The 25990-nt window shown below is 56.2% G+C and carries 22 protein-coding genes, 1 tRNA gene and 8 pseudogenes; 16 read left to right on the top strand and 15 right to left on the bottom strand.

Annotated elements, in window-relative coordinates; genetic code table 11:
- Positions 1-986: 986 nt before the first annotated feature.
- Together NOX35_RS15130 and NOX35_RS15135 are read right to left on the bottom strand one after the other, a co-directional pair.
- On the bottom strand, positions 987-1397 hold the full coding sequence (locus NOX35_RS15130) for a VOC family protein (protein ID WP_182283430.1): 411 nt from the start codon (positions 1395-1397) through the stop codon (positions 987-989).
- Between the two features lie 379 nt (positions 1398-1776).
- On the bottom strand, positions 1777-2826 hold the full coding sequence (locus NOX35_RS15135; protein WP_256493822.1) for a DMT family transporter: 1050 nt from the start codon (positions 2824-2826) through the stop codon (positions 1777-1779).
- Between the two features lie 382 nt (positions 2827-3208).
- Here NOX35_RS15135 and NOX35_RS15140 point away from each other — a divergent pair, with 382 nt between their 5' ends.
- The 6 genes and pseudogenes from NOX35_RS15140 to NOX35_RS15165 all read left to right on the top strand — a co-directional run bounded on the left by NOX35_RS15140 (position 3209) and on the right by NOX35_RS15165 (position 7426).
- Complete coding sequence (locus NOX35_RS15140) at positions 3209-3523, top strand: hypothetical protein (protein WP_256493823.1); 315 nt, start codon at positions 3209-3211, stop codon at positions 3521-3523.
- 68 nt (positions 3524-3591) lie between these two features.
- Positions 3592-3780 (top strand): annotated as a pseudogene (locus NOX35_RS15145) (IS5/IS1182 family transposase); the annotation flags it as partial.
- A 155-nt stretch (positions 3781-3935) separates the two neighbouring features.
- A pseudogene (locus NOX35_RS15150) lies at positions 3936-4202 on the top strand (universal stress protein); the annotation flags it as partial.
- A 120-nt stretch (positions 4203-4322) separates the two neighbouring features.
- Positions 4323-5364 (top strand): annotated as a pseudogene (locus NOX35_RS15155) (IS481 family transposase).
- Between the two features lie 66 nt (positions 5365-5430).
- Positions 5431-5613, top strand: a pseudogene (locus NOX35_RS15160) (universal stress protein); the annotation flags it as partial.
- 478 nt (positions 5614-6091) lie between these two features.
- The gene (locus tag NOX35_RS15165) at positions 6092-7426 is read left to right on the top strand and encodes a chloride channel protein (protein ID WP_256493825.1); all 1335 of its coding nucleotides are present in this window, start codon (positions 6092-6094) and stop codon (positions 7424-7426) included.
- Positions 7427-8096: 670 nt separating this feature from the next.
- Here the strand turns inward: NOX35_RS15165 and NOX35_RS15170 are convergent.
- The 4 genes from NOX35_RS15170 to NOX35_RS15185 are packed head-to-tail and all read right to left on the bottom strand — an operon-like array spanning position 8097 to position 10821.
- Positions 8097-8804, bottom strand: coding sequence for a cytochrome c (locus NOX35_RS15170; RefSeq protein ID WP_256493826.1), 708 nt, complete (start codon positions 8802-8804; stop codon positions 8097-8099).
- 34 nt (positions 8805-8838) lie between these two features.
- A complete protein-coding gene (locus tag NOX35_RS15175) occupies positions 8839-9435 on the bottom strand; it encodes a bifunctional 2-polyprenyl-6-hydroxyphenol methylase/3-demethylubiquinol 3-O-methyltransferase UbiG (RefSeq protein WP_256493827.1) in 597 nt (198 codons plus the stop codon).
- A gap of 8 nt (positions 9436-9443) precedes the next feature.
- The gene (locus NOX35_RS15180) at positions 9444-9902 is read right to left on the bottom strand and encodes an OsmC family protein (protein WP_256493829.1); all 459 of its coding nucleotides are present in this window, start codon (positions 9900-9902) and stop codon (positions 9444-9446) included.
- 40 nt (positions 9903-9942) lie between these two features.
- Positions 9943-10821 carry an MBL fold metallo-hydrolase gene (locus tag NOX35_RS15185; protein WP_256493830.1) on the bottom strand — a complete coding sequence of 293 codons (879 nt, stop codon included), beginning with the start codon at positions 10819-10821 and terminating at the stop codon, positions 9943-9945.
- Positions 10822-10931: 110 nt separating this feature from the next.
- Between NOX35_RS15185 and NOX35_RS15190 the strand changes: the two genes are divergently transcribed.
- The 8 genes and pseudogenes from NOX35_RS15190 (at position 10932) to NOX35_RS15225 (ending at position 16752) form a co-directional block, all read left to right on the top strand.
- Complete coding sequence (locus NOX35_RS15190; protein ID WP_256493831.1) at positions 10932-11273, top strand: helix-turn-helix transcriptional regulator; 342 nt, start codon at positions 10932-10934, stop codon at positions 11271-11273.
- Positions 11263-11694 carry a YeeE/YedE family protein gene (locus NOX35_RS15195; protein WP_256493833.1) on the top strand — a complete coding sequence of 144 codons (432 nt, stop codon included), beginning with the start codon at positions 11263-11265 and terminating at the stop codon, positions 11692-11694. The genes NOX35_RS15190 and NOX35_RS15195 overlap by 11 nt, the downstream gene beginning before the upstream one ends.
- A gap of 30 nt (positions 11695-11724) precedes the next feature.
- Positions 11725-12168, top strand: coding sequence for a YeeE/YedE family protein (locus tag NOX35_RS15200; protein ID WP_256493834.1), 444 nt, complete (start codon positions 11725-11727; stop codon positions 12166-12168).
- Between the two features lie 15 nt (positions 12169-12183).
- Positions 12184-12822: a DUF599 domain-containing protein gene (locus tag NOX35_RS15205; protein WP_256493835.1), complete on the top strand. Its 639-nt coding sequence runs from the start codon at positions 12184-12186 to the stop codon at positions 12820-12822.
- Between the two features lie 26 nt (positions 12823-12848).
- Positions 12849-13145, top strand: a pseudogene (locus NOX35_RS15210) (transposase); the annotation flags it as partial.
- Positions 13146-13219: 74 nt separating this feature from the next.
- Entirely contained in the window at positions 13220-13783 is a 564-nt protein-coding gene (locus NOX35_RS15215) for an aspartate carbamoyltransferase (protein ID WP_256493837.1), read from the top strand.
- Positions 13784-13885: 102 nt separating this feature from the next.
- On the top strand, positions 13886-15661 hold the full coding sequence (gene arsA / locus NOX35_RS15220) for an arsenical pump-driving ATPase (RefSeq protein WP_256493838.1): 1776 nt from the start codon (positions 13886-13888) through the stop codon (positions 15659-15661).
- A gap of 743 nt (positions 15662-16404) precedes the next feature.
- A complete protein-coding gene (locus NOX35_RS15225) occupies positions 16405-16752 on the top strand; it encodes an HAD domain-containing protein (protein WP_256493840.1) in 348 nt (115 codons plus the stop codon).
- Between the two features lie 54 nt (positions 16753-16806).
- On the opposite strand, the pseudogene NOX35_RS15230 reads toward NOX35_RS15225, so the two are convergent.
- Together NOX35_RS15230 and NOX35_RS15235 are read right to left on the bottom strand one after the other, a co-directional pair.
- Positions 16807-17848, bottom strand: a pseudogene (locus NOX35_RS15230) (IS481 family transposase).
- A gap of 188 nt (positions 17849-18036) precedes the next feature.
- On the bottom strand, positions 18037-18954 hold the full coding sequence (locus NOX35_RS15235; RefSeq protein ID WP_256493842.1) for an MBL fold metallo-hydrolase: 918 nt from the start codon (positions 18952-18954) through the stop codon (positions 18037-18039).
- A gap of 92 nt (positions 18955-19046) precedes the next feature.
- On the opposite strand from NOX35_RS15235, the gene NOX35_RS15240 reads away from it, so the two are divergent.
- Positions 19047-19577, top strand: a complete 531-nt coding sequence (locus NOX35_RS15240) for a heavy metal-responsive transcriptional regulator (RefSeq protein ID WP_238707812.1) — start codon at positions 19047-19049, stop codon at positions 19575-19577.
- On the opposite strand, the pseudogene NOX35_RS15245 reads toward NOX35_RS15240, so the two are convergent.
- Positions 19522-20016 (bottom strand): annotated as a pseudogene (locus NOX35_RS15245) (IS5 family transposase); the annotation flags it as partial. The gene NOX35_RS15240 and the pseudogene NOX35_RS15245 sit on opposite strands and share 56 nt — an antisense overlap.
- A 152-nt stretch (positions 20017-20168) precedes the next feature.
- Between NOX35_RS15245 and NOX35_RS15250 the strand changes: the two are divergent.
- Positions 20169-20375 (top strand): annotated as a pseudogene (locus tag NOX35_RS15250) (hypothetical protein); the annotation flags it as partial.
- A 261-nt stretch (positions 20376-20636) separates the two neighbouring features.
- Here the strand turns inward: NOX35_RS15250 and NOX35_RS15255 are convergent.
- The 6 genes from NOX35_RS15255 to hscA all read right to left on the bottom strand — a co-directional run bounded on the left by NOX35_RS15255 (position 20637) and on the right by hscA (position 25969).
- Positions 20637-20984, bottom strand: coding sequence for an AlpA family transcriptional regulator (locus NOX35_RS15255; protein WP_256493844.1), 348 nt, complete (start codon positions 20982-20984; stop codon positions 20637-20639).
- A gap of 194 nt (positions 20985-21178) precedes the next feature.
- Positions 21179-22612 carry a site-specific integrase gene (locus NOX35_RS15260; protein ID WP_256493845.1) on the bottom strand — a complete coding sequence of 478 codons (1434 nt, stop codon included), beginning with the start codon at positions 22610-22612 and terminating at the stop codon, positions 21179-21181.
- Positions 22613-22773: 161 nt separating this feature from the next.
- A tRNA-Val gene (locus tag NOX35_RS15265) sits at positions 22774-22848 on the bottom strand.
- 16 nt (positions 22849-22864) lie between these two features.
- On the bottom strand, positions 22865-23596 hold the full coding sequence (gene dnaQ / locus NOX35_RS15270) for a DNA polymerase III subunit epsilon (RefSeq protein ID WP_182283074.1): 732 nt from the start codon (positions 23594-23596) through the stop codon (positions 22865-22867).
- Positions 23597-23755: 159 nt separating this feature from the next.
- On the bottom strand, positions 23756-24094 hold the full coding sequence (gene fdx / locus NOX35_RS15275) for an ISC system 2Fe-2S type ferredoxin (RefSeq protein WP_003054218.1): 339 nt from the start codon (positions 24092-24094) through the stop codon (positions 23756-23758).
- A 15-nt stretch (positions 24095-24109) separates the two neighbouring features.
- On the bottom strand, positions 24110-25969 hold the full coding sequence (gene hscA / locus NOX35_RS15280) for a Fe-S protein assembly chaperone HscA (protein WP_182283075.1): 1860 nt from the start codon (positions 25967-25969) through the stop codon (positions 24110-24112).
- Positions 25970-25990 lie beyond the last annotated feature (21 nt).

Raw genomic sequence — 25990 nt, forward strand, 5'->3', positions numbered from 1 at the left:
ATGCATCAACAGGATGAATGCGGCCCGCAGCCCAAAACAAAAAGCCCTCTTGAATGAGTGATTCAAGAGGGCTTGCTATCTGGTGGGTGATACATGGATCGAACATGTGACCCCTGCCGTGTGAAGCCAGGGGGCACATATTTTTACTCAATCCTGCTTCTTCCCGATACGCCCTCAGAACTCCTGATTAACTTTTAAAATCAATCACTTGGAAATTTATCAGCACAAAATGCAACGATATGCATCTCTGTCGATCCCGCAATTTTAGCGATCTTCCCGGACTTCACTGTCGCGAAACTGTCGCGAAATTTTTCCTGATTTGCTCAAGGAATTTACGCCTTGGGTACTTCGTTTTGAGGGTCAGTTGATAAAGCCCATGGATCGTTTTACGGGGTCTGATCCCGCCTGTGTGGTTCTGTGCCAATGCTGAAGATTTAGCGGGGTGCTGTGGTCTATGGTTGCCAATGCCAGGACTGTTTGAATTTTGTTTTGCTGCTGCCTTGGCTCAAAGGAGATCATGGCATGTAAGACCTCATCTGGCACTTCGGGCCTCACGGGAAAGCTATGTGTCTTGATTGCGTATTCTGGTTGGGCTGACCACCTGTAGCGGTTGCGGCTGACCAGTCTGCTGATCATGAAGGCTGATCTGAGCCATTCACGGTTCGGTGCTTGAGCGGCAGCAATGGTCAACACCAGCCGTTGAAGGCTGCCTATCCTGAACGGCCGCTTCACCTTCGGGACCGGCCGCTCGATTGCGCGGTTTGCCACGCACTGGCTCGAAGGACCGCAATTGGCCGATAGCGTGAGCACACGGATATGCCAGGAAGTGGACACCCCGGCATGCGATCCCCGCCGGAGAGGTCAGGCTGTCAGCGGAGTCCACAGACTGGCGCTACCGGCCTGAGCAGGCGGCCTGCATCATGCATTGCTGCGCAGGCAAGCCAGAAAACGTCCATAAGCAAGCATTGCCAATGGTCGAGGTGGCGTCAGCCTTGAGGCATCTGGCTCATGTCCATGAACATGATTTCCCAAATGTGGCCGTCTACGTCCTCGAAGCTGCGGCCATACATGAAGCCGTGGTCTTGCAAAGGGTTCACGTCCGCCTTGCCTCCATGAGCGGAAACGGCCTCAATCATGCTGTCGACGGCCGCGCGGTCGTCGGCGCTCAGGCACAACATAACTTCGCTGGCAGCATGGGCGTCGACGATAGGCTTTTGGGTGAACGTGGCCCACTTCGGATGGGTGAGCAGCATCACGTAGATGCTGTCGGAGACGACCATGCAGGCGGCTGTGTTGTCGCTGAACTGCGGGTTGTTGACGGCGCCGATTGCTTCATAGAAGGACTTGGCCTTCGGCAGGTCAGCGACGGGCAGGTTGACGAAGATCTTCTTGGACATTGGAGACTTTCAAGGTCTGTGTTGAGAGGGAATCCTCAGGCGTTGGCGAGCGACGTCAACAGTTCGTCTAGGAGCAGCATGCTGGATGTGAGGCCGTCTTCCTGCCCAGGTAACCACAGCTTCCCTGTTTCGGCGCGAGTGGTTATTGATACATCGTATCCAGCTGCACCAGCGTCAGCCAACCGCGTTAGCTGTCGTTCAGGTCGCAGAGTCGCCAGTGTTCCAAGGCAGCTATCGCCCCGTTGCTGTCGTTCGTGTCGGCCAGCAATCGACCCAAAGCGGAAGTTGGTGCATTACAAGTAGATGACTGCTTTGAGCCGGATTGCGCTCCTCCCCGCGAATCATCCTCCAAGCGCATTCAAGAGAACCAGTGCAATAGTCAATGTTTGTGGTCGTGCTGATGATGAATGTCCGGGAAATGCTCATGGGTGTGAGTCATGGTCTCATGAGTGTGCAAATGCGTGTGCTTACCGGTTGCCGGCAGCCCAAGCGCATGGACATGCTGATGATGCTCATCATGTTCGTGCTCATGACTATGTTCTAGCGACTCATGGGTATGCTCGTGCTGATGGGTTTCAGTAAGGTGTAGCCAAACCCCGATACCCATCAGAACGCCTGCAACGAGCAATCGAGGCGATGCAGGTTCTCCCAAGAGAACAATGGCCAGCACAGCTCCAAAAAACGGCGCGATGGAGAAATACGCGCCTGTACGAGCTGTACCCAGATAGCGCAAGGCGATCACGAACAAGACCAGACTCGTGCCATAGCTCAGGAAGCCAATCACAGAACCCAGGGCCACGATTCCTGGTGACGGCCAGGCAGCACCTGTCGCGAGAGCCAGCAGCAAATTGGTGGCACCGGCAGCCAGGCCCTTCATCATTGCAATGAATGAGGCATCGGCAGTCGACACCTTACGGATCAGATTGTTATCAATGCCCCAGGACAGACAAGCACCGAGCACTGCAAGCGTGGGCCAAAGACTCGCGGAGCCCGTTTGGCTCGGCCAGCTGAGCACGACCGCACCAGCGACGATCGCCACCGTACCCAAGGCGATACGGCGATCAAAGTTTTCTTTGAACACAAACCAGGCTAAAACAGCAGTCAGCACACCCTCTGCATTGAGCAGCAAAGAGGCATCGGTTGCCGCCATCGCAGACAAGCCTGTCATCAAAAGCAGCGGACCCATCATGCCGCCTGCTATGACGGCTCCGGCCAACCACCCTATCTCATTTCGCTTCAGGGATACGGTAGGAGCTTTCGTAATCAGTCTATAGATCAGCAGACCTATGCCAGAGCCGAGGTAGAGAATGCCCGCCATCAACCAGGGACTGGCATGCTCCAGCAATATCTTGACTGCCGGGGTACCTGCGCCAAATAAAACTGCTGCGCTGAGTGCGGCGACAACTCCACGGTTTGTCAGAACATTCATAACTACCTCGTCGTACCTTTGTAGCAAGACCCATAAGTTGAGATTTATCACTCAAATATATCGATGACTTACAGTTCTTCTGGAAGCATCGAGTGAGACGATGGAACCATAAACTGAGATTCTTTCGCGTATAGGGCACTTGCCAGACCTAAGACTTTTAAATGGACGATATGTCTCCCATGAGTAGCATGAGGCTTTGTTGCACTACAGAGACGTTGTCGGTTTGCGCTGACGACTATTGACGAAGTTAGGCTTGAATTCGACTCACTATCAGTATTTAAGCTTAGGCCCTGTTATGCACTGCCGCTGAACGGGTTGCAGCGACTGCCGCCGGATAAAGCAAAACCCAAAACCTTAAGGAGTCACTATGCTGAGAAGGACCTTGATTACTAGCGTTATAACCGCTGCTTTATCGGTGTCTGTGGGTGCGGCATTTGCAGCTGACCAACAGGAGCCAATTTACGGCAGCCAATTAATGACAGAACAAGAACGCAATGAATATCGCATCAAGATGCGTGCTGCAGCAACCGTTCAAGAAAAAGAGCAAATCCGCAAGGAGCATCACGAGCGAATGAAGGAGCGTGCCAAAGCGCAGGGCATAAAGCTAGCCGATGAACCACCAGTGAGAGGCGGAGGTATGGGGCCTGGAGGTATGGGGCCTGGAGGTGGAGGTATGGGGCCTGGACGAGCACGCTGAAGCGTTGGTTGCACAAATACCCAGTCCGTCACGATGCGGCATGGGTTGGCATGCGATGAGAACTTTGTCTATGGAAGAAGTGGGTCAGCTACCACCGGTGCACTCTGGCGGAGACCAAGATTCATTGTTTCAGACAACTGGGCGTACGCGTGATGTCACGCACCTTTGAGCGACAAGTGAATTAGTTGCACATCCGGGCAGCTTTATTGAATCGATTTACTGAACTGGGCAGTCCTCAGACTGCGGCCGTGTCATAGCCAAGGCTGGGGTTTGGGGTTGCTCGCCTCAAACTGGAGTTGTGCAACAACGCCCATGCGCATCCAGCGACCCTAGGCCTCCTTTCATTGCTCTGGAACGGGTCTTGGCATACAGTGGACTGAGTACCTGAACCAAGGGCACAAGGACGCTGGATATGTTCAAACATCTGCTTATTCCGACGGATGGCTCAGAACTCTCTGAGGCGGCAATCTACGCAGGTATCCAGTTGGCCAAGGAGCAAGGTGCACAGGTAACTGGTCTGTATGTGATACCGGACTACTCCGTGATTTATGCAACTGAAGGCACGCTGAGCATGAACGTCTATGGGGAACTTGAGCGAAGCGCCCAGATAGCAGCAAACTCCGCATTGCAGTTCATTAAGCAACTTGCCCAAAAGGAGGGCGTACCTTGCAATACCATCATGTGTAGAAGTTCAGACTTGATCTGACAGTGTGCCTTGCCAACAGGTGAGGTTTCCCGTTTTGATAAGGGTACGAATCTTTATCAATCCGGGCGCGCAAGCGCCCAACGGAGAAACCTCATGAATAGTTTCAACCAAACCATCATCCGGCACAAGGTCGGCCTGCTCAACCTGGCCAGCGAGCTGGGCAACATCTCCAAGGCGTGCAAAGTCATGGGCGTCTCCCGTGACACTTTCTACCGCTATCAGCATGCCCACGAAGAAGGCGGCGTCGAGGCCCAGATCCAGACTTCAAGGCGCAAGCCCAATCTCAAGAACCGGGTTGATGACGCCATCGAAGCGACCGTTATTACCTATGCCCTGGAGCAGCCAGCGCATGGACAGTTGCGTGCCAGCAATGAATTACGCCAGCGGGGCATCTTTGCGTCGCCATCCGGTGTACGCATCCATCTGGATGCGCCATCAACTGGCCAGCTTCAAACAGCGTCTGTCAAACCTGGAGGCCGAGGTCGCCAAGACTGGCGCTGTGCTCACCGAAGCCCAGGTGACAGCCTTGGAGAAAAAGCGTGAAGATGAGCTGGCCTGCGGAGAAATCGAAACCGCCCATCCCGGTTATCTGGGTAGCCAGGACACCTTCTATGTGGGCTCGATCAAGGGAGTCGGGCGCATCTACCAGCAGACCTTTGTGGACACCTATTCCAAATGGGCCGCTGCCAAGCTCTACACCACAAAAACGCCGATCACAGGTGCTGATCTGCTCAATGACCGGGTGCTGCCGTTCCTGGCCGAGCAAGGCATGGGGCTGTTGCGAATCTTGACCGACAGGGGCACGGAGTATTGCGGCAAGGCCGAAACGCATGACTACCAACTGTACCTAGCCGTCAATGACATTGAACACACCAAGACCAAGGTGCGTCACCCGCAGACTAATGGCATCTGCGAGCGATTCCACAAGACCATCCTGCAGGAGTTCTACCAGGTGACGTTCAGGCGCAAGATCTACCGGTCCATCGACGAGCTGCAAACGGATCTGGACGACTGGATCAATTACTACAACAGCCAGCGCACGCATCAGGGCAAGATGTGCTGCGGCAGGACGCCGATGCAAACGCTGATGGATGCAAAGGAGGTGTGGGACGACAAGGTAAAAGAGCTGAATTAATCTGACAGCCGTACCGTCCGAAACGGGAGCAACTGTCAGATCAGATCGGAACTTCTACACATCATGGTGACCGACATCTCCACCTATGAAGCAATCATCAAGCAGGCCCAGAGCAACAACTGCGACCTGATCTGCATGGCCTCTCATGGGCGTAAGGGCATCAGCAGCTTGCTGCTGGGCAGTGAAACCCAGAAGGTGCTGAGCCACAGTCACATCCCCGTGCTAGTGCACCGCCTAGCTTTAACGTAGGATGTCCTGAGGTCAGGGTTTGGCAGCTGTCGGCCTTTGTTGTGCTCGCGATGACATTAACAATGTTGCAGGCTACATCCATTTCGAGATAGCGTTGAATGCTCTGTCGCGGGCTCATTGGAATGCAATGCTTTTCTGACACTATTCGTTAAAGTAATGCACCATCCTACAAACGGGATACTGCCAAAGGCTCTTGCATTTTGGTGTTTTGTCCCGATACATCCGGCCAGACAGGTACAAGCGATAGCGGACTGATTCTTAGCGCTGAATAGAAACTCGTCTGCATCTTTGAGCGCCTCCGCTAACTGATTGGGGAGCGAAGTGGCGGCAAAATCTGCTGGCACTTATCTCTACCATGATCCATTTGCTTCTCTTTCGATTGAGCATCTGAACACCATAAGACAACGGGTTTGACACATGTCTAGTCTGTCTTATTGCACCATGCGTCGTGAACTGAAAATTCACTGATGGAAACAGCATGATGGATCCTCATTGGCGTAAGGCACTGCGCATATTGCATGCTGGGTTCGCAATGCTTGAACCGCCATGGCATGACCTGTTTGTGGCTGCGGTTGTAGGCACAGCTTCCGCACTTGCCGTGAGCGGTTTCAAGCTTGCGCTGTTCACGCTTGAGACACTCCTTGTTGGTGCGCACGGAGGCCATCTTGTGGAAGCAGCCCGCTCGTTACCTCCTGTGCCACGTGCAATAGCTCCGGCCACTGGAGCACTGGCGGCTGGCCTGTTGTTATGGTTAGCTGAACGTGGCCACCCACCTGCACCGATCTCAAAGACCAAAAGTGGTGACTACATTGAAGCGGTGGCTATTGGAAACGGGCACCTTGACATGCGGCGAGGCTTTCTCAAAGTAGCAGCGTCGATGTTGGTTGTCAGCACTGGTGGTGCTGTAGGCCGAGAAGGTGCAATGGTATTGTTAGCCGCTATGCTCGCATCGATACTTGGACGCCTGTTAGGTCATGCATCTGACCTGCGACTGGTCGTGAGCTGTGGAGCCGCAGCAGGACTTGCTGCCGCTTACCACGCACCTTTAGCCAGTGCGGTATTTGTAGCTGAAATCCTGCTGGGCTCCTTGGCACTTGCGCAACTTGGCCCAGTCGTAGTGGCTGCGGCAGTGGCTTTCGGCGTATCGATAGTCTTGGGCGAGAGTGCTGTGCTACTTCCCGTGCCATTGATTGCAATGCCCAACACCGCACAAGTAATGCTGATACTGGCTCTCAGCCTGCTCGGAGGCATGTTCGGTGCAGGCTTGACCTGCTGGCTGCGTGCCGCACGCAGTGTGTTTGAGCGCTCAAACCTTACTCAGCCACTGGCATTTGCAATAGGCGGCCTAGTGGTTGGGATCTTGTCACTTTGGCGTCCTGAGGTCTGGGGCAATGGCTACAGTAGTATTCAGCAGCAACTCACAGCTCCGGGCGAGGCTACAGTTATTACACTTGTGTTGCTACTCAAACTCATAGCGATTGGAGCATCCGCTGGATCTGGAGCGCCTGGCGGTGTATTTACTCCGACGCTCTTTACGGGGGCCGCAGTTGGCGCCCTTGCTGCGGCCACACTGGCAGGACTGGGTCTGAGCTCGACACCGGAGCCTGTATATGCCGTGGTCGGTATGGCTGTCTTGCTGGCAGCCACTACGCATGCTCCCGTCATGTCGGCCTTAATGATTTTCGAAATGACGGGGCAATACACGCTGCTCCCCTTGCTGCTGCCTGCCTGCGTGCTGGCGACAGTGGTTTCACGCCAGCTTGTGCCTGTATCGATATACGGGTTAAAAGGGCCAGGGGATATGGGCTCCTAACAACCCACAAGGATAGTTCAACTAAACGGTTAACAGACCGAAGGTCTGCAAGCGCTAAAGGTGAACAGTGGCTTGAGAACAGCCTGTGCTGCACCTAAGACTGCCTTGTAGTCCAAATTGCTCACGAAGCCATTGTCCGCAACGGTCGCTTGCAACAACTCCAATGTCTGCAGTCAACCTCAGCAGACACGGATACAGAAAAATTGCACGGCAGTAACCAGCCGAGAGGGTCTAGTGGTTATCCGCTTCTGGCCGGCAGCACCAGTTTGTGGACCTCGCTGACAGCAGACTTCTCCGGCTAGGCTCGCGTATCGGGGTGCCAATCAGCTTCAGGCTGGTTACAGTCTTTCAAGACTGAAATGTCAATGACTGCAGTTTCCCAAGGCAATCATTGCACTGAGATTTCCTTGTTGTTCAGCTCTACACCTCGAAGTTATCATTAGATGTTGATTCCATCCAGGGGTGCAGTTTTTCGTGCAAATCAGCATCCCTGGTTCTGGTGGCAAGAATGCTCTTGTTAATTACCTAGGCGAATGGCTCAATCTTGGCTCTGGGTAGATCCTCTTGTAATGCCCAAGCCTGTGCATAGCGGCTGGTACGCGTTCAGTGCCTTAAGTAGGCAGTTGCCTCCCTTTGACTAGCAAGCATGAATAGTGTCTGGATTCCATCTTCAGCCGAACTGGATGAAGATTTTGGAGTAAGGAGCCTTGAGCTTGCCGATGGCTGCTTTCACTTTATCCTTGTCCTGAGACAGTATTGCCGCCTTCAATTCGTCTACTGAATGCCGCAAAGCTGCAAGCAGCGATTGAAAATCTTGCTTGGCTGAGAATACCTCTGGCGCCTGGATTTCTAGCTGTCCAGCAAGGTAATCCAGGGCACCTGTTTGCAGGGTCAGCTCCTGTAGTCCATTCGCGGTATCCAATTGCTTAGGACCGAGAATCAGCAACTTTTCCATTTGTGCATGGTAGGCATTCATGTAGTCACTAAACACGACGACGCCATTACGGCGGCGCAGCTCCGCCATGACATCGCGTACATCTTCCAGCGTCTCATGTGCCTGAGCAAGTTCGTTGCGGCTAATTTCGTTAGCAGCTTTTTCATAGATCTTGCTGACCTTGGCGAGCGATACGGAAAACTTCGCATCCCGATCATAGGGGGCAGGAGCCTGCGCCCCGTAAAGCTGGACGATACGACTCCACGTCGCACGTGCCTGTTCGATGGCTTGTTGTGCTTCCGCTTGCGAGTTGCTGTTGGTCTTAAACAGAGCCACTCGGTACGGTGAATAAGCGTTTTGCATGGCATCAGTGACCGCATCTGCGGCAAAGGCCGGTAGTACGCAAAGTGCAGCAGCAAGAATCGCGGATGTTTTCTTCAGCATGGGGAGCTCCCTTGAATCACATGATTACCGTGGCCTATGGACGGGTGGCGACATAGCGGGTGACTGCAGCAAGCCCCTGGTGACCAGGGCCTTCATGCAAGGTTGTTTCACATTCCTGGGCCAGTTGCACGTCTAGCATGCCCTGGAAATCGCTGTGCAGCATGTCTAGCGTGTAGAGCATGTCGGCTTGCTTGGGGCCGCCGCTGGTGCGGCCCAGCTGCAGGGGGTGAAAGGCTTCTAGGATCAGAACCCCACCTGTGCGCAGGGCCTGCGCTAGGCGGCGGTGGGCATAGGGACGCAGGCTCGGGGGTAGGTGCACGTAGGTAAGCACCACGGCATCAAACAAACTTTCGGCACGCCAGTCCTCCAAGTCGGCCAGCACAGTGTGCACCATCACCCCCCCTTCCACAGCTAAAGCTTTGGCCTTTTGCAGGCCGACGCTTGAGACATCCAGCGCAGTGACTTGGTGGCCTTGCTGGGCCAACCAAACGCTGTTGCGTCCCTCGCCATCACCGGGCACCAGCACCTTGGAAGATGGCGCGATGCGGTGAGCTTCACTTTGCAGAAAGGCATTCGGCGCGGTGCCGTACTTGTAGCCTTCCACAGAAAACTGCTGGTCCCAGAAGTTCATAGCTTGACTCATTCAGCAGAGCCGTGCAGCACGCTGCCATCAACGTCCAGCACACTGACTTGGATGGGGAAGCCCTGCCCTACGCTTTGGGTGACGGTGCAATAAGCCTCGAAGCTCTGCAGCGCGCGGTCCAGGTGTTCCAGCTGTCCACTTGGTACGCCCAGCTGCAGCGTTGCCTTCATGCCCAAAACGCGCGTGCGGTTTTCAGCATTACGCCCTACATCGGCAGTGACTGTGCAGCGCAGGGGGTCTGGGTTTTGCTTGAACTTGCGCAGCGCAAACAGCAGCGAGTCGCTTAGGCAGTTACCCACTGCTGCACACAACAACTGCACAGGAGACGGGCCAGCGGAAACACCAAGTGGAGGGGGTTCATCCCCCAGCAGACTTGGCACAGGGGAACCGAAGTCGATCTCGAACTGGTAGTCACGCTGCTGGTTCAATGTCACAGTGATGGGGCCGTTGCTCATAGGAACTCCTTGAAATGGATGGATTGACTGAAAACCAATCTCACAGCGCGTTCAATGGGATTTTGAGGTAGCTGACGCCATTGGCTTCAGGTGGTGGCAACTCTCCGGCACGGATGTTGACTTGCACAGAAGGCAGGATCAGCACCGGCATTGCAAGTGTGGCATCACGTTGGGTGCGCATCGCCACGAATTCCTCCTCACTCACGCCGTCGTGAACATGGATGTTGCCTCTGCGCTGTTCTGCCACCGTGGTCTGCCAGGCGGGCTCACGGCCGACGGGCGGGTAGTCATGGCACATGAACAGGCGCGTGGCGGGCGGCAAGGCCAGTAGTCGGCGAATGGACTGGTACAGCGTGTGCGCATTGCCGCCGGGGAAGTCGCAGCGCGCGGTGCCCACATCGGGCATGAACAGCGTGTCGCCCACGAACACGGCGTCGCCGATCTGGTAGGCCATACAGGCTGGTGTGTGTCCCGGCACAGCCAAGGCGCGCGCCTGCAGGCTGCCAATGCTGAACGCCTCGCCATCGTTGAACAGGTGGTCGAACTGCCGGCCGTCGGCATGAAAACCCGCCTCCAGGTGGAAGATGCCGTTGAACACCTTTTGCACTTGGGTGATTTCCGCGCCAATGGCGATCTGCCCACCCAGCACTTCGCGCAGGTAGTGCGCAGCCGTGAGGTGATCCGCATGAGCATGGGTTTCCAGGATCCACTGCACGGTAAGTTTCTGCGCGCGCACGAAGTCGACCACCTTGGCAGCCGAGGCGGTGTGGGTACGGCCAGCTTTGGGGTCGTAGTCGAGAACCGGATCCACGATGGCGCAGTGCCCGCCAGGGTGGTCGAAGACCACATAGGTGACTGTCCAAGTGGCGGGGTCGAAAAAGGCCTGCACCTTCGGTTGCAATGGATCTTGCTGTTGCATTGGGATGTCTCCTTATCTCAATGATTGATATTTAAATATATTATTTACTTATATTCTATCTAAAGATAAACTGTAAGCCAAGACACCACCCAGTAATCAATAGCGCCCTTATGCATGCTGAAGCCACGACCACCCTAGATTTTGAGAGTCTGCGCCGTTCAGCCGACCGCGCGTGTCGGCTGATGAAGGCGCTGTCGAACCCCGACCGGCTGTTGCTGCTATGCCAGCTGACCGAGGCAGAAAAGCGCGTGGGCGAGCTGGAGGAACTGGTCGGTGTCACCCAACCAACGCTGTCGCAGCAACTAGGTGTGCTACGGGACGAACGGCTGGTGACCACCCGCCGCGACGGCAAGCACATCCACTATCGGATAGCCGGCACCCAGGCGCTGGCGGTCGTACAGACCCTTTTTGAACAATTTTGTGTACCCAAGGAGGCTTCCCATGCAGATTGACTGGAACCATTTCACGCCCTGGACAGCTCTAGGGGGCGGGATCTTGCTGGGCCTGGCAGCCGCCGCCTTCATATTGCTGCACGGCCGCATCCTGGGTATCAGCGGCATCGTGGGCGGATTGGTCCGCCCTCGTAGCAAGGACGTTGCGTGGCGCATTGCCTTTGTGCTGGGCATGCTGGCAGCACCCCTGCTATACCGGCTGACGGTAGGCGTGCGTGAGGTAAGCATAGACGCCAGTTGGGGCATGGTGATAGTGGCCGGTCTGCTGGTGGGCCTAGGCACGCGCTATGGCTCGGGCTGTACCAGCGGTCACGGTGTGTGCGGGCTATCGCGCCTGTCGCCGCGCTCGCTTACAGCCACGCTAGCCTTCATGGGCGCGGGCTTTGTCACTGTGTATGCCATTCGCCATGTGCTGGCGTAATCGCTGTCTCATATTCAAGGAGCCAACCACATGCGCAACCGCATATCTGAATTCGCCATCGGCCTAGTCTTTGGCCTTGGCCTCATTATTTCGGGCATGACTGACCCGGGCAAGGTGCTGGGCTTTCTGGACCTGGCTGGCTTGTGGGATCCCTCCCTGGCACTGGTGATGGGCGGCGCTGTGCTGGTGGGTCTGTTCGCCTTCACCCTGGCCCGCAAGCGCAGCACCAGCGTGCTGGGTGGTCCCATGCAACTACCTACCGCACGCCAGATTGATCGGCGTTTGGTACTGGGCAGCCTGGCGTTTGGCGTGGGCTGGGGTATCGCGGGCTTTTGCCCTGGGCCGGCCATTGTGTCGCTTGGCGCGGGTGAGCCCAAGGCTGTTGTGTTCGTGCTGGCCATGCTGGCGGGCATGGGCGCCTTCGAATGGCTGGAGATGCGCAAGACGGCGCGCAGCGCACCCCACGTGGCCTGAGCGAAGGAGAACGCCATGAATATCAGCCCCTGGCTTACCACCATCGTCACCCTAGGCATTGTTGTGGCATACGAGGGCCGGCTGGCCATGGCGCAGCGGCGCACCCCTCAGCGATTGGCACGCTCGGTCCATGCATCGCTGCGCGAAGACTGGTTTGCCGCCATTTCGGCACAGCCGGGGTCCGAGATCCTGGCGGTGCAGACGCTACGCAACTCGCTGATGTCGGCCACCATGGCGGCCTCCACCGCGGTATTGGGCCTCATGGGCGCGCTATCTCTCACCGCGCCCACGCTGCACGCCAATCTGGGCGAGGCCGTCTGGCCGCATTTCACGCCCAGACTGGCCATGGAACTGGTGCTGTTGTGCCTATTGTTCGCCTCGCTCGTGTCCTCTGTGATGGCCGTGCGCTACTACAACCACGCCAGCTTCATCGGCGGCATGCCCGTGGGGAGCGCCCAGCGCCGGCAATGGGCAGCCACCGGCACCGCATACGTGCGCAAGGCCGGCCTGCTCTACAGCTGGGGGCTTCGGCAGCTGATACTGCTGGTACCCGTGGTTGCCTTTGTGCTGCACCCACTGGCCGGCGTAGCGGGGGCCCTAGTCGTGGTGGTAGCACTCATTCAGTTTGATCGATACAGAATAGAAAACAAGTAGCTCGATCCGGCGGAGGCTTCTGGCATGGGGCTACGCCAGTCATCCCTCCACGAAAGAATGCTCGAATCCGTAAGGGCAACGTCTTTGAGCATCGCAACGCAGCGATCGCCGCATGCAAACGGTTGGGATGAAGGATCTGGAAGCACTGGAGTGGCTACCACCGGCGAAATTTGGTGGAAACCAAGATGCATTGCATCAAACGGCTGGGCGAGCGTGTGATGTCGAGAACCTTTGAGCGCCAAGTCAACGAGCTGCATATCCGAGCAGCCATACTGAATCGATTTACAGAACTGGGTCGTCCGCAGACGGCAGCCGTGGCATAGCCACGGCTAGGGTTTGGGGTGCCTCGCACCAAAATGGATTTGTGCAACAACGCCACTTCAATATGAAAAACACCATGAACAAACGCCTTGGACTGACTTTTGTCATCACCTTGATTGCTGCAATGGCACAGGCCCAGACCACGACCCCGATGATGATGGACCACTCCAAAATGGACCATGCGGCACACATGAAAATGATGGCAGATGCTCAACGGCAAGCTGAGGTGTCGGCGCGCGGCAAAGATGTCATGCCCTTCAGCCTACCTGCCACGACCCACATCTTCACCAAGAATGCAGAAGGCGGCGTGCAGCGTGTGGTCGCCAAGATGCCCTCCGACAAAGCCCAGGAGAAACTGGTTCGCAAGCACTTGCAAGAGATTCGTGCGCAGTTTCTCCAAGGCGACTTCTCCGGCCCCAGCCACATTCATGGTCAAGAAATGCCGGGATTGGCTGAGTTGAAGGCCGCCAAACCCGGTCAAATCGCCATCGCCTACAAAGATGTCAAAGGAGGGGCTGAGTTGACCTACAAGTCTGTAGACGCCAACCTGGTCGCTGCTTTGCACAAATGGTTTGATGCCCAACTCTCAGACCACGGCAAAGATGCCATGGAGGGCCATGAACGCATGTTGAAGCAGTAGTCCCTGGACAAGGGTGGTCATTTACTCGGTCATCGTCAGGTTCAGGCGAAGTCTGGGGCGTATAAGACGGGAATTACCTCGCTCAACCAACTGAAATGAGTCATGAAGCCGGAAACACTGAGTCTATTGAATCATCCTACAAGGCACATCTTCTTCACGGGCAAAGGAGGTGTTGGCAAAACATCTCTGTCCGCTGCCGTTGCTTTGCAATTGGTGGATGCCGGCAAGAAGGTCTTGCTAGTCAGTACGGATTCGGCCTCCAACCTGGATGAGATGCTTGGTGCACCACTGAGCAACCAGCCTACACCTGTGTCCGGTGCGCCTGGCCTGTCCGTATTGAATATTGACCCGGATGTCGCTGCCGAGGCTTACCGGCAACGAGTCATTCAGCAGATGAGCCAGGAATCCTCTGATGCTGAGATTTCAACAGTGAAGGAACAGCTATCTGGGGCATGCACGACAGAGATTGCATCTTTTGACGAATTTTCTGTGCTGCTGTCTGAGGAGAACCAGGACTACGACCACGTCATTTTTGATACGGCTCCGACGGGACACACCCTGCGCCTGCTGAGCCTGCCAAAGGCCTGGACAGGATTCCTGGCTGGAAATGACCGCGGAGTCTCCTGTCTGGGGCCGCACTCGGGCCTGAAGATGCAGGAACTTCGGTTCAAAGCGGCCCTCGATGCCTTGTCCAATCCAGCCCTCACGACGGTTGTTCTGGTCACCCGCCCAGAAAAGGGGGCGATAGTGGAGGCGTCACGAACATCCGAGGAGCTCAAAGCTTTGGGCTTGAGTAACCAGTGGCTCATCGTCAACGGTTTGTTCAGAGCGACCGACAAACAAGATGCCGTCGCCAGTGCGATGGAATCGCTGGGTCAGCAAGCCATCGATGAAATGCCTCAGAACCTGCGTGCGCTGCATCAGGACCAAGTCCCGCTGCGAGCTTTTGACACGGTTGGCTTACCGGCCTTACGGGCACTTCTTCATTCCGGTACGTCAACTGTTTCAGGCATGACTGCCGAGCACTTTCCCACGATGAAGCAAGGCATGGGCCTGGATGCGCTGGCGGACGAGCTGGCTCATGCCGACAAAGGACTCATCATGGTGATGGGAAAAGGCGGGGTTGGAAAAACGACCATCGCGGCTGCCCTGGCCTTGGGTCTGGTCCAGCGCGGAAAGTCCGTGCATTTGAGCACGACTGACCCGGCCTCACACTTGGCAGCTACCCTGGACGGTGCCGTTGACGGTCTGCGTGTGGACCGCATCGACCCCACCATTGAAACCCAGCGCTATGTCGAAAAAATCATGGCGTCCAAGGGCGCGGGATTGAACGAACAAGAGCGCGCCTTGTTGCTGGAAGACTTGCGCTCACCTTGTACGGAGGAAGTCGCTGTATTTCATGCGTTTTCGCACGTGGTGAGTGAAGCGCGCAATTCCTTCGTTGTTCTGGATACTGCACCGACCGGACATTCCATGTTGCTCATGGATGCCACGGGGGCTTATCACCGTCAAATGATGCGGGAGTTTGTAGGAAAAACCTCCGCTCGGGTTGTCACGCCATTGATGAGGCTGCAAGACCCCGAGTACACCAAAATCATTCTCGTCACACTCCCCGAAACGACGCCTGTGTCGCAGGCTGAGGCATTACAAGAGGATTTGCGCAGAGCCAAGGTTGAGCCTTTCGCCTGGGTAATTAACAAGAGCATTCTGGCAACCGGAACCAGGGACCCGCTGCTAACTGCCCGCCTATCCGGAGAAGCAAAACAAATTGCACGTGTTTCCGAACGGCTGGCCAAGAAAGTATTTGCATTGCAATGGCTTGCAAAACCGCCGGTCGGCATTGATGAGTTGTCCAGGCTGGTGACGCAGTCTGAGTGACTCCAGGTAGTCGGAGAACTGGACAATTGGGCAGCCGCTTTCAGGTCTGAAGCAGTCGCTTGCAGGGAGCCGTTGCAGGACTGCTCCTGGCCGAACTCAGTCAGTCACGAACAGCAGCCTGGTCAGTCGCAGCCGGCACAGGTGGTCAACTCAGCCGGAATCCGCAGACATCTGCTGGTAATGATTGCATGGCAGCAATGAGTCGTCGCCACCAGTTCGCAGCTGACGAAATACCGTAAGCAGTCCGAGAAGCTCATTGTGAGATGGGGGTCAAGAGAGCCAGCCCAGTATCCAGCGCTCGGCGGAAAAGTTCTTCGCGCCCCTGTGAACACCTGCCTATGTGAAAGAGAAACGATGGACTGCATCCGGGGACTCAGGGGGCGATCTCGAGAAGATGAGAGCCCCTGTTTTACCCATCAAGAACGTACGCAATCCTCCGGGATCACCTCTGAGTAATTAGAGCCGACTTACTGGACTTAGGCCGAAAGTTTCACAGCATTTGATTTCACGGCATATGATTACCATTTAGACCCATGCAGAGGTTCCTTAGCCGCCAATTCGGGCATTACCGAGTGGACTGATACGGCTGAACAGATTTGGCTAGCGTATGAACGGACTCAAATGACTTCAGCAGCCTGAACATTGCGAGCAAAAAGAGCGGTGCAATCCTGCAGCGTAAGAAGCCACACATGCATGGCCTCCAAGAGCCTGACGAACGCGGCTGAAATATCGATTGAACGGCATTGAAAGCGATTCTTTATCTTGACTATGACGGCGTCCTGCACCCGGAGCCCGTCTACCGTTCCCCTCGAGGCGGAATGCACTTTAGTGTTGACCAAGCTGGACATAGCTTGTTCGAAAACTCAGGCATCCTAGTTGAAGCACTCGCGCCGTACCCTGAAGTCGCCATCGTCCTGTCTACTTCTTGGGTACGTGTATTAAGCTATTCCCAGGCGAAGGCCTACCTTCCCGACGCTCTGCGCTCACGAGTGATTGGTGCAACCTTTCACAACGCCATGAACAAGTTTGAGTTCGATGTCATGACCCGAGGCGCACAAGTGTTGGCCGACGCCACACGCCGTGAAGTGTAGAAGTTCCGATCTGATCTGACAGTTGCTCCCGTTTCGGACGGTACGGCTGTCAGATTAATTCAGCTCTTTTACCTTGTCGTCCCACACCTCCTTTGCATCCATCAGCGTTTGCATCGGCGTCCTGCCGCAGCACATCTTGCCCTGATGCGTGCGCTGGCTGTTGTAGTAATTGATCCAGTCGTCCAGATCCGTTTGCAGCTCGTCGATGGACCGGTAGATCTTGCGCCTGAACGTCACCTGGTAGAACTCCTGCAGGATGGTCTTGTGGAATCGCTCGCAGATGCCATTAGTCTGCGGGTGACGCACCTTGGTCTTGGTGTGTTCAATGTCATTGACGGCTAGGTACAGTTGGTAGTCATGCGTTTCGGCCTTGCCGCAATACTCCGTGCCCCTGTCGGTCAAGATTCGCAACAGCCCCATGCCTTGCTCGGCCAGGAACGGCAGCACCCGGTCATTGAGCAGATCAGCACCTGTGATCGGCGTTTTTGTGGTGTAGAGCTTGGCAGCGGCCCATTTGGAATAGGTGTCCACAAAGGTCTGCTGGTAGATGCGCCCGACTCCCTTGATCGAGCCCACATAGAAGGTGTCCTGGCTACCCAGATAACCGGGATGGGCGGTTTCGATTTCTCCGCAGGCCAGCTCATCTTCACGCTTTTTCTCCAAGGCTGTCACCTGGGCTTCGGTGAGCACAGCGCCAGTCTTGGCGACCTCGGCCTCCAGGTTTGACAGACGCTGTTTGAAGCTGGCCAGTTGATGGCGCATCCAGATGGATGCGTACACCGGATGGCGACGCAAAGATGCCCCGCTGGCGTAATTCATTGCTGGCACGCAACTGTCCATGCGCTGGCTGCTCCAGGGCATAGGTAATAACGGTCGCTTCGATGGCGTCATCAACCCGGTTCTTGAGATTGGGCTTGCGCCTTGAAGTCTGGATCTGGGCCTCGACGCCGCCTTCTTCGTGGGCATGCTGATAGCGGTAGAAAGTGTCACGGGAGACGCCCATGACTTTGCACGCCTTGGAGATGTTGCCCAGCTCGCTGGCCAGGTTGAGCAGGCCGACCTTGTGCCGGATGATGGTTTGGTTGAAACTATTCATGAGGTTTCTCCGTTGGGCGCTTGCGCGCCCGGATTGATAAAGATTCGTACCCTTATCAAAACGGGAAACCTCACCTGTTGGCAAGGCACACTGTCAGATCAAGTCTGAACTTCTACACTTTAGACTGCATCCGCACCATCTCACTGTGGGACTGAACATCTAAGCCATCCAGTACAAAAAGGATCAGCTCATCGCACCCACGCCGGGAAGTAGCCCAATGAGTCTTGCACCGTGCTGTCGTGTGCCGGAACCACGACCAAGTCGGGTTCAGATTGCATCAGCGCACGCACCTTTTCAATACTGCTCTGCGTTTGCTGCGGGTTGCTGTCCACCAGTTTGCCCGCGACCCAGAACTTGGGCTTACCTTGCTGCAACGCCGCCACTGTCCAGGCCACATCTCCAATGAAGAAATACTGCTTGCCTGAATCTACCGTGACAAAGAGTCCCACAGACCCGGGGGTGTGGCTAGGCATCGGCACCAGTACCACCTTGCCATCCTTGAAGACATCGAGACTTTCAGGATAGCCCTTGAACGGTATCGGCTGAAACACCAAAGGCTCCCATTGAATGGTTGCCGCACTGGTTTGCGACTGCCATGTTCCTCCGGGGCCCGTACTGGGGGAGCGCACCAGCTCAAGCTCCGCAGCGGCAACGCCAACCCGCGCCTCGGGGAAGTCTTGTGCACCGCCCGCGTGGTCCCAGTGGCTGTGGCTCAGGATCACCCGTTGCAAAGGAGGGATACCCGCATTGTCCAGTTGCGTTCGCGCTGTGACAACCGGCTTGTCGTACTTGAAGAACAGCCGCCACCAGATCGGCATGCCTTGCTGGTATTGACTGTCGATCTGGCTGCCCATGCCGGTGTCAAACAGCAGGTAGTCGTTGTGGTGTTTGACAAGAAAAGCCGAGAAATTGGAGTTCACCTGCTTGGTGATGCTGCCGCCCGGCACCAGCAGCGCCTGTGGAACCGCGACCTGCGACGTCTTGACGATCGCAAAGCCCACATCGGGAGCCGCGTCAGGCTTCGGGTCCGTTGTTTGGGCAAGCGACGCGTGGGTCACCAAAGCCGACAGAAGGAGTGTGCAGAGGTATGTACAGTGGCGAAACATTTTCGTGTCCTGAGCGAAAAGGAGCCAAGCGTAAAGTTTGGTCTATGCTCCAATGTCAAGGCTTTGTCGTCATGCCTTCCGCACACACCACCATGAATGTCAGCCAAGTCGCCAAGGCGGCCGGTGTTTCCACCGACACCGTTCGCTACTACGAGAAACAAGGGCTCATCAGTGCGCCGCCACGCCAGCCCAACGGCTATCGTTCTTACGGCGAACCCCACGTTGGTCTGGTGCGGTTTGTACGGGGCGCGCAAGCGCTGGGATTCTCATTGGCAGAAATAAAAGTCATCTTGCCGCAGATGGCGCAGGGCGCGTTTGGTCGCGGAGAGATCGAGCAGCAACTCGAAGCAAAGATGGCGCAGATCGACGCACACATGGCGCAGCTCAGGACGTTGAAAAAGGAGCTCCAAGCAACCTTTGATGCGCTGCGATGCGCACCCTCGAAGCCAGTGTCCACCGCGCAAGCGACGGCCCCCGACAGCGGCAGCGGTGCGGGCGCGGCAGTGGTGCGACGCGCATTTGCCAAGTCAAGCGAGCAACGTGATGCGCTCCGAAAGTCAGCCCAGATAGGGCATCAACCAACTCGTCGAACACCACCGAGTCGTGACGATTGTCCCCGGTGACGCAGAACATCATCGGGATGCCTGGCCATCCGTGACGGGATGGCGTTAGCTGCCAAGCTTGCCCCTGTCCGTCGGGTTGGGGCCCGTTTCCTGCCCCCCGGGGGCTTGGCACCGAGGAGCCATCTATGCTGGCTCGGCTCCAATCAATCTGGTCATGCTCGCGCAGACGCACCAGCATGGCTTGGTGCAAACGCTGCCAGACGCCATTGGCATTCCAGTCACGCAGGCGCCGCCAGCAGGTCATACCGCTGCCGTAACCCAAGGACTGAGGCAAATCTTCCCATGGGATGCCTGTTTGCAGCACAAACAGAAGGCCATTGAGCGCTGCTTCATCGCTCACGGTGAGCTTGCGTGCGCCACCTTTGACGTAAGGCGTGAAGGCTGGGATTAGGGGCTGCAGTTGTCGCCACAGTTCTGTGCTAACGGGTTGTCTTGCCATGAGGGCCAGAAGCATAAATGCTTCTGGCTGATCTCAAAGGGAGGTGGCGTTAGTGGCTCTTAGAACCCTGAACCCGGATAGACCGACCACAGCCCGGAAAAACCCACTTTATCTCGCCGTCCACTCTTTCTTTATCTCACTCTCATTCATGCTGGAGCGACTACCACTGACGGTCGCTGGTGGAAACGAAGATGAACTGCTTTATACGATTGGGCGAGAAAGTGATTGCCAGGGCGTTTGAGCGGCAGGCGACCGAGCTCAATATCCGTGCATCCAACCTCAATCGATTCAGATCCTCGCTCATGTGGCGCAGAGCCTGCACAAAAAGCCCACAATCAACAATGCTTGCCGCTGGGTAGTTTATGCTGACCTAAAAAGATGCAAGCGTTGGCAAGGGTCAAGATAGGATGGCTGGACGCTTACAATATTCGTACATCTATCCTCAATCGATTTACCGAGTTGGGCACATCCCAGACGGTGTGCAGTGGCATAACTGGGGCTGGGGCAGGTTCGGTCTCAGATGGTGGTGCGAAACAAAGCCTATGCGAACATTACTTGGTGGCAGGTGTTGCACTTCAGATTTGAATCCGTCGTTTGCGGATTTTTCAGGGTGAAATAATTCAGACACATCGATGCCGATGAATCGATTTAGCTTGATATTCCTCTCTGGCCAGCCAGTTCAGAATATCGGAACGAGGGAATAACGGCTTTTTATTTCCGCCGAAGTAGATCGGAGCTGGATAGCGTTCGTGATACATGGCCCTGCGGTTGGCCAGTGTTTTCGGGGTGACTCCGATCAAGAGCGCAAGGGCATCTTGGTCCATATAGGCCACCGCAGGCAGCTCTTTCTCCAGCCGCTGGCAAATGTTGTCGAGCAACGCGTCGCCAACCAGAATGGTGGCATTGGCTGCAGGAGTTTCAGATTGAATAATTTGGCGATTGCCGTACCACGCGTTTTCCAGATTCATTTTTTCTACAAAAAATTTCTCTGAAGTTATTTTTCACAAAAAATGGCAAAAATTTTCTGGAGCTGGATTTTAGTGTGAATTTTCTCAAAAAATTCTCTAATTCACGTCACTCAAGCACATAAAGGAGCATTCCTTCTCCTTTATGTGTTGTTTCGAGAAACGGTTGAATGATATGCAGCAGTTTCCCTGTGAACTTATTTGCGAGATTCGTGAAACCGCTTCACCTGATGTGCTGCACGAATATTCGTATATCTGCGGCGGGATCGATCGTCTTCATGGCCTGTAATGGCACCAATCTCGGACTCCCGGAGATCGGTTCGCTCATAAAGTCGGCTGGTGGCTTCGTGCCGTAGGTCATGCATGCGTAGGTCTTGAATTTGGACCTTTTCCTTGGCTCTCCTGTAAGCCGTTTTGACAGCTTCATAGTTGCTGTTGAAGATGAGCTCGCTGGCTTTGGGCTGAGTTTTCAGAATGCGCTCAGCACGCAAGCTCAGCGGCACGACTCGCTCTGTTTGGGTTTTGGTGATTGCGGCAGGCAAGAGCAGATAGGCGCCATCCTTGGTGTGATGCAGATGCTGCCACTGCAGGGCCAGCATTTCTCCACGGCGCAGGCCGGTTTCAATGGCGAAGCTGACAATGGCCCAGAGCCGCAAGCCTTTGCGCTCCCGAGCCTTGATCTTGGGCTTGGCTTTGCTGAGATTGCGTGAGCGCAAGCTGGCAGCGGTGACTTCTTTACGCAAGGGGCGGAACCATTCGGGGTAGCGGCAGGCACGCAGCAGGTTGATCTGCTCACCGCCTGCGGCCTGGAGCAGCGCTGAAATCTCTGGATCAAGGACGTATTCCACGTCCTTCACTTTGCGACGACTGCGCTGCACATTGCCGGCCTGGACTTGTTCCAGGATTTCTGGCGCTCTGTCTTCGAGGCGCCGGTTGCGCTCGTCGCCATATTGAGCCTCGGGGCGGGTGCAGTGTTTGCCTGAGGCTGGGTTGAACGGCAAATGGATGTTCCATTCCCGCATGGCAATGCTGATGATCCTGGAGATCAGCTCCATTTCCTTTTTGACGGTAGCGCCTTTGATGGGTGACCAGGTTCGCAGGGCAAGGCTAAGCTTTCTGGTGTCTACAGGTTCGACGAACCCACCTTCGAGACGTTGATCACGGTAGGCCGCTACATCGCTGGGCTGCAGCATGTGCATGGGAATCTGCGTAATGGGGTGGCGGCAGATTTTGTGGATGCGCACCAGATCTGGATGGTCTGCCTTTTTACCTTTGAGGACCTTGCTTGCGTACTTGCGCATCAGGTCGGCCAAGGTGTTGCGCTCGGCTTCGCGGTAGTCGACGAATTTGCGCTGGTGCATCTCGGCTTCACGAGACACCGACCAAGCTTCGGCTTCGGACTTGGTTTGAAAAGTCTCTATCAATTCCGGAAAGCCTTTTTTGCGTACACGCGCCTGCCAGGCCATGGTCTCGGTTTTTGCCAATTTGGCAACCGCAATGCCATCGGCCTCAAGCTGTTCGGCGAAGTCAAGAGCTGCGCTTTTGCTCAGAAAAGTCTTCTTGATCTTGAGCGTGCTGTCCTTGGCTGAGACTTGCCATGAGGAATAGCTACGTTTGGTGATACTGGCCATCTCGTACTCCTTGTGCCGGCGGCACGTTGCGGAGTTCAGTGGCGCAAAATTGGCACCGGGTCACAAAATGAGGTGCCAAACATGCTCCAACGGGATGAATCGGGAGAGTCACCAAAAACAAAAAACCTCTTAAAATCAACGTTTTAAGAGGTTTTCGTATTTGGTGGGTGATACATGGATCGAACATGTGACCCCTGCCGTGTGAAGGCAGTGCTCTACCGCTGAGCTAATCACCCGATGAGCGTCATTGTATCAGGGATTGGCGCTCACATTTTCAAAGCTGCGCCAAGCGGTCTTGCCGCCGCTGGATTTATCCATCTGCTTGAGCACATCGTCGTGGGCCGCCTGCTCCTGCTCGTTGGCACGCAGCACCGGCAGCTTGAAGCTGCTCAGGTCCACAGAGGCAACGATCATCGTCCCGGCCGCCGGGGCATCTGCAGGCTCCTCTGTCATGAGCAAGGCATCTTGCCCGCGCGTCAAATTGATGTAGACATCCGCCAGCAGCTCCGCATCGAGCAAGGCACCGTGCAGCGTACGGTTGGAGTTGTCGACACCCAGACGATCACACAACGAGTCCAGCGAGTTGCGCTTGCCCGGGTACATCTCCTTGGCCATGACCAGGGTGTCAATGACGCCCCCCACGCACTGCTTGAGCGGCGGACGCCTGGCCAGCTTGAGCTCGTTGTTCAGAAAGCCCAGGTCGAACGGTGCATTGTGGATGATGAGTTCTGCGCCTTGCAGATACTCCCAGATCTCGTCGATCTTCTCCTCGAAGCGCGGCTTGTCCTTGAGGAACTCCGTGGTGATGCCGTGCACGCGCAAGGCATCGGGGTGGCTGTCGCGACCCGCATTGAAGTACAGATGCAGATTGTTGCCGGTGAGCTTGCGGTTGACCAGCTCCACGCAGCCCAGCTCGATCAGACGATCGCCATCGATGGCCGACAGGCCGGTGGTTTCCGTATCCAGAACAATTTGGCGCGACATTCAATTTCTCCCAATTACCTGCGGCGCTCACATCGCCCAACAATTTCTAAAACAAGCGCGCACCAAGGCCAGGACACCTAGGTAGCGCCGCCGCGCTCCGAGGGTGTCGTCCCCCTCCGCGTAGAGAGAGGGGAAGGCGCAAAGCGCCTCAGGGGGTGCTTAATGATTCTCTTTGGCGTGATTGATGGAGTACTTGGGGATCTCCACCGTCACATTCTCGCGCGCCAGAATGGCTTGGCAGGACAGGCGCGACTGAGGCTGCAGGCCCCAGGCCTTGTCGAGCAGGTCCTCTTCCTCTTCCTCCGCCTCGTTCAGGGAGTTGAAGCCCTCCTTGACGATGACATGGCAGGTCGTGCAGGCGCAGCTCATATCACAGGCATGCTCGATATTGATGCCGTTGTCCAGCATGGCTTCACAGATCGAAGTGCCGACGGGAGCTTCGATCTCTGTACCGTTGGGGCAGTACTCGGCGTGAGGAAGAATTTTGATGATGGGCATTGTTCTGTTTATGAATTAAATGGTGTTGACACTCTTGCCAGCCAGCGCCTGCTGGATGCTGCGATTCATGCGTTCGGCCGCAAACGACTCGGTTCCCTTGGCCAGGGCCTGCGTCGCGCCTTCCACAACGGCCGGATCATCGCTGGCGACGGCCGCGCGTAGCGCTGTCATCAGGCCCTCGATGCTGTCGCGCTGCTCGGCGCTGAGCACATCGCCATCCACATCCAGCGCGCTCTGCGTGGCCAGCAGCATGCGATCGGCATCCACGCGGGCCTCGACCAGGGCGCGGGCTTTCATGTCTTCCTGGGCCGTGGCAAAACCGTCCTGCAGCATCTGGGCGATCTGGTCGTCGGAGATGCCGTAGGAAGGCTTGACATTGATATGCGCTTCGACGCCGCTGGTCTGCTCCTTGGCGCTGACGGACAACAGGCCGTCGGCATCGACCGTGAAGGTCACGCGGATGCGCGCCGCACCGGCAGCCATGGGCGGAATGCCGCGCAGCTCGAAACGCGCCAGACTGCGGCAGTCCGCCACCAGATCACGCTCGCCTTGCACCACATGAATGGCCAGAGCGGTCTGACCGTCCTTGTACGTCGTGAAATCCTGCGCACGAGCCGTGGGAATGGTCTCGTTGCGCGTGATGATGCGCTCGGACAGGCCACCCATGGTTTCCACACCCAGCGACAGCGGGATCACATCCAGCAGCAGCAGGTCGCCGGCGGTATTGTTGCCGGCCAGTTGATTGGCCTGAATGGCAGCGCCCAAGGCCACCACTTCGTCGGGGTTGAGATTGGTCAGCGGCTCGCTGCCAAAAAAGTCGGCCACGGCCTGGCGAATCTGGGGCATGCGGGTGGAGCCGCCGACCATGACCACGCCCTGCACCTCATCGCGGCCCAGGCCTGCATCCTTGAGCGCGCGGCGCACGGCCGCAAGGCTCTTACTGGTTAAGTGAGCAGTCAGCGCAATGAACTCCTCACGCTTGACATCAAAAGACACCGAACCCGAGGAAACATCAGCGGTAAACGCTACAACTTCTGATTCAGTCAGGGCCTGCTTGCAATGGCGCGCAGCAATGCGCCAGGCGGTCTTGTCTGCTGCCGACTCCAGCTGCGTGCCGGTCTTCTCCGCCACCCAGGCTGCCAGCGCGTCATCGTAGTCATCGCCGCCCAATGCCGAGTCACCACCTGTGGCGATCACTTCGAACACGCCTTGCGAAAGACGCAGCACCGAGATATCGAAGGTGCCGCCACCCAGATCGTAGACGGCATAGACGCCCTCTGCCGCGTTGTCCAGGCCGTAGGCAATGGCTGCCGCAGTGGGCTCGTTGATCAGGCGCAGCAGATTGATGCCGGCCAGCTTGGCCGCATCCTTGGTGGCCTGGCGCTGAGCATCGTCAAAGTACGCAGGCACGGTGATGACTGCACCATAGAGATCGTCGTCAAACGTGTCTTCGGCACGGAAACGCAAAGTTGCCAGAATTTCGGCACTGATTTCCACGGCCGTCTTGGCGCCGTCCACGGTTTCGACGGAGATGACGCTGCTGTCATCGGTCTTGAAGCGATAAGGCAGCTTCTCGGGCGATTCGATATCGGCCAGGCTTCGCCCCATGAAGCGCTTGGCAGAGCTGATAGTGTTGGCAGCATCCTGCGACTGTGCGGCCTTGGCATCAAAACCGATCTGTCGGCGGCCCATTTCCATGTAACGCACCACCGATGGCAGCAGCACACGCCCCTGATCGTCGGGCAGGCATTCGGCCACGCCGTTGCGCACTGCAGCGACCAGAGAGTGCGTGGTGCCCAGGTCGATACCTACTGCAATGCGTCGCTGGTGGGGATCGGGGGATTGGCCGGGCTCGGAAATCTGCAAAAGCGCCATGAAATTCTTCTTTTGAAACAT

The sequence above is a fragment of the Comamonas sp. C11 genome (genome assembly GCF_024496285.1).
Lineage (GTDB): Bacteria > Pseudomonadota > Gammaproteobacteria > Burkholderiales > Burkholderiaceae_C > Comamonas > Comamonas testosteroni_F.

What these genes read in the sequence shown, in the direction of transcription:
- NOX35_RS15130 (WP_182283430.1), bottom strand. Translation starts at nt 1,397, where the DNA reads ATGTCCAAGAAGATCTTCGTCAACCTGCCCGTCGCTGACCTGCCGAAG.
- NOX35_RS15135 (WP_256493822.1), bottom strand. Translation starts at nt 2,826, where the DNA reads ATGAATGTTCTGACAAACCGTGGAGTTGTCGCCGCACTCAGCGCAGCA.
- NOX35_RS15165 (WP_256493825.1), top strand. Translation starts at nt 6,092, where the DNA reads ATGATGGATCCTCATTGGCGTAAGGCACTGCGCATATTGCATGCTGGG.
- NOX35_RS15170 (WP_256493826.1), bottom strand. Translation starts at nt 8,804, where the DNA reads ATGCTGAAGAAAACATCCGCGATTCTTGCTGCTGCACTTTGCGTACTA.
- NOX35_RS15175 (WP_256493827.1), bottom strand. Translation starts at nt 9,435, where the DNA reads ATGAACTTCTGGGACCAGCAGTTTTCTGTGGAAGGCTACAAGTACGGC.
- NOX35_RS15180 (WP_256493829.1), bottom strand. Translation starts at nt 9,902, where the DNA reads ATGAGCAACGGCCCCATCACTGTGACATTGAACCAGCAGCGTGACTAC.
- NOX35_RS15185 (WP_256493830.1), bottom strand. Translation starts at nt 10,821, where the DNA reads ATGCAACAGCAAGATCCATTGCAACCGAAGGTGCAGGCCTTTTTCGAC.
- NOX35_RS15190 (WP_256493831.1), top strand. Translation starts at nt 10,932, where the DNA reads ATGCATGCTGAAGCCACGACCACCCTAGATTTTGAGAGTCTGCGCCGT.
- NOX35_RS15195 (WP_256493833.1), top strand. Translation starts at nt 11,263, where the DNA reads ATGCAGATTGACTGGAACCATTTCACGCCCTGGACAGCTCTAGGGGGC.
- NOX35_RS15200 (WP_256493834.1), top strand. Translation starts at nt 11,725, where the DNA reads ATGCGCAACCGCATATCTGAATTCGCCATCGGCCTAGTCTTTGGCCTT.
- NOX35_RS15205 (WP_256493835.1), top strand. Translation starts at nt 12,184, where the DNA reads ATGAATATCAGCCCCTGGCTTACCACCATCGTCACCCTAGGCATTGTT.
- NOX35_RS15215 (WP_256493837.1), top strand. Translation starts at nt 13,220, where the DNA reads ATGAACAAACGCCTTGGACTGACTTTTGTCATCACCTTGATTGCTGCA.
- arsA (WP_256493838.1), top strand. Translation starts at nt 13,886, where the DNA reads ATGAAGCCGGAAACACTGAGTCTATTGAATCATCCTACAAGGCACATC.
- NOX35_RS15235 (WP_256493842.1), bottom strand. Translation starts at nt 18,954, where the DNA reads ATGTTTCGCCACTGTACATACCTCTGCACACTCCTTCTGTCGGCTTTG.
- NOX35_RS15240 (WP_238707812.1), top strand. Translation starts at nt 19,047, where the DNA reads ATGAATGTCAGCCAAGTCGCCAAGGCGGCCGGTGTTTCCACCGACACC.
- NOX35_RS15255 (WP_256493844.1), bottom strand. Translation starts at nt 20,984, where the DNA reads ATGAATCTGGAAAACGCGTGGTACGGCAATCGCCAAATTATTCAATCT.
- NOX35_RS15260 (WP_256493845.1), bottom strand. Translation starts at nt 22,612, where the DNA reads ATGGCCAGTATCACCAAACGTAGCTATTCCTCATGGCAAGTCTCAGCC.
- dnaQ (WP_182283074.1), bottom strand. Translation starts at nt 23,596, where the DNA reads ATGTCGCGCCAAATTGTTCTGGATACGGAAACCACCGGCCTGTCGGCC.
- fdx (WP_003054218.1), bottom strand. Translation starts at nt 24,094, where the DNA reads ATGCCCATCATCAAAATTCTTCCTCACGCCGAGTACTGCCCCAACGGT.
- hscA (WP_182283075.1), bottom strand. Translation starts at nt 25,969, where the DNA reads ATGGCGCTTTTGCAGATTTCCGAGCCCGGCCAATCCCCCGATCCCCAC.